Origin of the sequence: Shewanella sp. (genome assembly GCF_051658185.1) — a bacterium.
GTDB lineage: Bacteria > Pseudomonadota > Gammaproteobacteria > Enterobacterales > Shewanellaceae > Shewanella.
The window spans coordinates 1-4,744 of the sequence record NZ_JBOFMC010000130.1; the positions used below are offsets into that span (position 1 = coordinate 1).

2 protein-coding genes and 1 pseudogene are annotated in these 4,744 nt (G+C 45.7%); 2 read left to right on the forward strand and 1 reads right to left on the reverse strand.

The window, feature by feature from the left end:
* Positions 1–1,764, forward strand: a 1,764-nt coding sequence (locus ACRCZA_RS05550; RefSeq protein ID WP_438673474.1) for an acylase, incomplete at its 5' end; no start/stop codon positions are given.
* A 183-nt stretch (positions 1,765–1,947) separates the two neighbouring features.
* Here the strand turns inward: ACRCZA_RS05550 and ACRCZA_RS05555 are convergent.
* Positions 1,948–3,939, reverse strand: coding sequence for a multiheme c-type cytochrome (locus ACRCZA_RS05555; RefSeq protein ID WP_438673475.1), 1,992 nt, complete (start codon positions 3,937–3,939; stop codon positions 1,948–1,950).
* Between the two features lie 569 nt (positions 3,940–4,508).
* Here ACRCZA_RS05555 and ACRCZA_RS05560 point away from each other — a divergent pair.
* A pseudogene (locus ACRCZA_RS05560) lies at positions 4,509–4,744 on the forward strand (thymidine kinase); the annotation flags it as partial.

The following is a 4,744-nucleotide window of genomic DNA, read 5'->3' on the forward strand; positions in this document are numbered from 1 at the left end:
GGTAAAGACAAGACCGAAAATGGCCGCGGTATGGTGCTCGGCAACCCGCATTTCCCGCACACGGGTAACCTGCGTTTCTGGCAATCCCATATCACTATTCCTGGGCATTTAGATATGATGGGCGGCTCGCTGGTGGGGATGCCTGGTCCAATCAATATTGGCTTTAACAAAGACTTAGCTTGGACTCATACCTTCTCTACCGCTGAGCATTTTGTGATGTATAACTTAGAGCTGGTCTCGGGTGACAGATTGCAATATTTGTTTGATGGTAAGCCCATGCCGATCAACAAAGAGACCGTTTCTATCCTAGTGAACGCCGGTCCTGCGGGTATGGTCGTGGCTGAAAAAGATATTTATACCACGGCCAAAGGCCCTATGGTCGAAGCGCCACCTACGCTCGCGCCCTTTGGTTGGGATGATGGCAGTGCCTTTATGCTCCAAGACGCCAATATGGCGACAATGGATCCTGTCGATCACTGGCTCGCCATGAACCTAGCGACCAATAAAGATGAATTCCAACAAGCCTTTAAAGACTATGACGGGGTTATTTTCAACAATACCATGTATGCCGATAAAGAGGGGAATGCCTTTTATATCGACGACTCGACAGTACCCGGTTTGTCCGAGTCTGCCGTTGTGCTGTTAAAGACTTCACCCGATATTAAGGCGGCAAAAGAGAAAGCGGGCTTTACTATTTTGCCCGGTAATACCTCTTTGTTTAGCTTTAGTGGCCCAAACCCCTATGAGCGGGCGCCTAAGCTTGAGCGCAGCGACTTTGTGCAAAACTCTAATGATTCCTTCTGGTCTACTAACCTGAATGAACCATTGACTTACTTCTCGCCCATGTATGGCAAAGAAGCTAGTCAGTTATCACTGCGTACCCGTATGGGATTAACCTTAATGCAGGATGCAGCGGGCACAGATGGCAAGTTCAATCTCCAAGAATTGGAGGCTGCAGTATTATCAAATCGCAGCTATTTGGCTGAACTGGTTCTGCCAGCGTTAATTGCGCAATGTGAGGCACAGGGCAGTACGCCTGTGGTGGTATCTGCGAGTTTATCGAAAGATCTGACCTCAGCCTGCGCCGCCTTGAAAGCGTGGAATGGTAAGCAAGATAACGACAGTAAAGGCGGCGCCTTACTGCGTGAATTTGCCCATCTATTTAACCAAAAGACGATGCTGACCAAAGGGTTTGATCCCGCTAATGCGGCGACAACACCGAATACACTGGCTACCGACGGTAGTGCGTTAGTGGCGCTTGCCCATGCGGCGCTGAATGTAGAATCCGCGGGTTTTGCATTAGATGCGCCGCTGGGTGAGGTGCAATTTGTGGAGAAATCACTCCCCGATGGCACTGCTAGCGGTGTGCGTTTACCTTGGCCGGGGACGCATAATGCCGAAGGTGGCTTTAACGTGTTTTCAACCAGTTTATCGGGTGATGATACGCTAATTCCGCAACATAAATATGCGCCACTCAAGGATGTGGTTACAGGTAAAGCGATGGGCTCTGGCATGACGGCCAAGGGTTACCAAATACGTTACGGTTCCAGTTGGATGATGGCGGTGAGCTTTACCGATGAAGGACCGGTCGCACGCGGCATACTTACCTATTCTCAGTCGAGCAATATACTCTCGCCGTCCTTTACCGATCAAAGCGATCTTTATTCCAGCAGTAAGCGTTTCCATCCTTTATTGTTTAAGGAAGCTGACATTGCCCCTGAGGTGATCTCAACGACGGAACTGACGCTGCAAAAAGCCCAATAATGCGCTAGTCGGATGCTGATTTATTGGCCCACTGACTTAGGTGGGCCTTTTTATCTTGATATACATAGATTTGGAAATGTCATAAAAAAGGAGCTCAACTAAGTTAAGCTCCTTTGACATTTTCCTTGCAGGGAAAACGGTTATCGCATTTTTACTGACGGTTCAGTCAAATGAGATGACTGATTAGCGAGTAAATTTGTGATGTTTTTCAATGCCTGAAGATTTACCTTCCGCGTGACATACTGCACAAGACTCTTGAGCATTGAGCTGATACCACTCAGATCCACCATTACCTGCTGTAGGTGCATCGGCTGCAATAGCACCACCTTGACTGGTCATATGTGCAAGCGCAGCATCTGAAGTATGGCAGGCGTAACAGTTAGCCGTAATAGGGCTGGCCATTTTGTTTGCTGCACCATTGCTAAAGGCTTTTGCTTTGATGTATTGATTTGGAATGGCATTTAAGTCAACAACACCATCATGACAAGCGACACAACTGGTTTGTGGTGCAATTGCTTTGGCAGAGTTTGACTGACCAGCATTCGTGACAGTGCTACCTTTACCCCAGTGCCAGCTGTGGATCATTGGTCCAAAACCAGGTGCGGTATTTTTCGCAGAGCGATCTTGACCATTGTTATGGCAGGCAATACAGCCTAAACCACCATTAGCATAGTTACCATTTTTGTGGTAGTTGGTTTCACTGTTGTGGCAAGTGGTACAAGATTGTTCTGTCACATTATGACGGCGGTCATATTTAGACACAGTGAGCGTCGTTGGATCTGTCACGTCAGTGTAACCATGAATTGTGGTTACATTGCTATCACCGCCTGTAAATTTAGGTGCAGTGAAGCTCACACGTAAGGATGCCATTAAACCTGCACCGTTCCAGTTGGTTAAATTTACGCCTGTATAGCACATGGTTTTGCTTCCATCTGCTTCGTAACTATAGTCATATGCACTGGCAATGCGTCCAACGACAGACTTGTTATATACACCGTGTAGGTACGAACCTGCGTAATTAATAGGTTTTACGGGGTCATGAGTTGTTTGGGCGTCATTGATGAGTGTTTTTAAGTCAACTAAGGTTTCAGTTGTGCCATCCACCTTATATAAAGACATTGTGGTACACCACTGTTGCTTCGTTTCATCAAAAGTGACTGGCGTGCCTTTGACTTTATATGAGTCATTGACCGCTTTGCTTGTGCTTAATCCAACTTTCTTTTCGTGAATTTCACGCCAATCGGTACCATTATTTTCAATGATATCGCCGGGCTTAGTGGTTGAGGTACCGTGACAGTCGATACAACCTGGGCCACTGAAGTTAGTATTAGTGGGAGATTCAACGTGACAGGAGGTACAGTTCATCACACTAAAATCTTTAGTGAATTTCTGGTGATTAACATGACCGATTTTAGATAGCGTGTTAGTGCTGTAACCGCCGATGGAGAAGCCTTCATCATTCGTTGCCGCTTTGGACACTGAACCGTGACATACCATACAACCTTCGATAAACGTCACTTCACCTTCCATGCCTTGTGCGGTGTAGCTTGGATGTTTTAATGGGCTGGCTTCATAATCGATGTGACAGGCATAACAGGCTTCGGTGGTGGTGCTAAATTGGCCTTCAGGCTTGTTGACCACTAATGCTTTTGAGGTACTGATGCCATCGTTGCCACCCACTCGTAGCCAGACAATGCCTTCAGTGCTGGCATTGACGCCTTTCATTGGGGCTTCAAATTTGTAATGGCCGTCATCGATTTTTGTGAGTACTGCCCCCGCCGTTGTTTCAGTGACAGCTCCGCCGATATGGACATTGTCTGCTACGCCGTTTTTGTCTGCTTCATCGCGGTTATTGATCAACCCTTTTGAGGTGAGTGCAGCCACTTTACCTTGGACTTTTACAAGGCCATTGATAGGGCTGTTGTTTTCATCGGTAATTTCAAATTCGTAACTAATAGTGCCTTCACCAAAAGTATGGCTAATCACTTTTACATTTGTGATCGCTGATGTCGTTACTGGTGGTGGCGCCCATGGCTCACCTGGTGTCCCTGGATTGCCAGGAGTCCCAGGTGCACCATCTGCACCATCTTTACCATCGCTACCACAGCCAACAAGGCCACCCGTTAAGGCCAGCGCGACGAAATATGCCAGTTTTTTAGAAGTAAAAATTCTCATCATAATCTCCAATATTTCAATAAGCGAACAAAAAGCACGAATTGCAGTATTAATGATTGCAGGGGAGATTTTGCAATAACATGCTGTATTTGTTCGTATTTAATATTTTATTGTTTGAATTTGAGATCAAATCGTCTCGAAGGTTATTCTAATGCGAGTTGCTAATCCTGTTTTTTGAGCTTTACCTCATTTACGCCTATATCTTTGGAGGTAGATCTCGTTTTAAGAAATAAAAACTTTTGAAATTTTATGAAAAACAATAATTAAGGTTATTTTAAGATTGGTTTTTGCGGCTTTGAACTGCGAAAGTTCATTTGATTTTATGGGCGGTTAATCCATAAAGGCGATTTGGCTGTTGTTCATGACATTGAAAGGGTTGGTTGGCGTTAACTGTGGCTGTGTTATGGCGTAAATCCCCCAATCCTCGTGGTTTTCTGCTGCTGATAGTGATATTTCGCTCTAAAAGCAGGGGATCGGCTAGTGTTCGTCGTCGCAGTGCAATGGTAAACTAGCGCTAATTTGACTTTGGTAATCAATACCGAAGAGTTTATGTGTTAAGGGTATGGGTTTTGGCGCAACTTTATTTTTATTATTCTGCAATGAATGCCGGGAAATCGACGTCGTTATTGCAATCTTCTTATAACTACCGCGAGCGCGGGATGAATACCTTAGTGATGACCGCAGCCATTGATGATCGCTACGGCATCGGTAAGGTGGCTTCGCGCATTGGGATTGAAACCGATGCTCAGGTATTTAATAACCAAGATAATCTTATTGAGCTTATCCAAGCGGTTCACCAACAGAC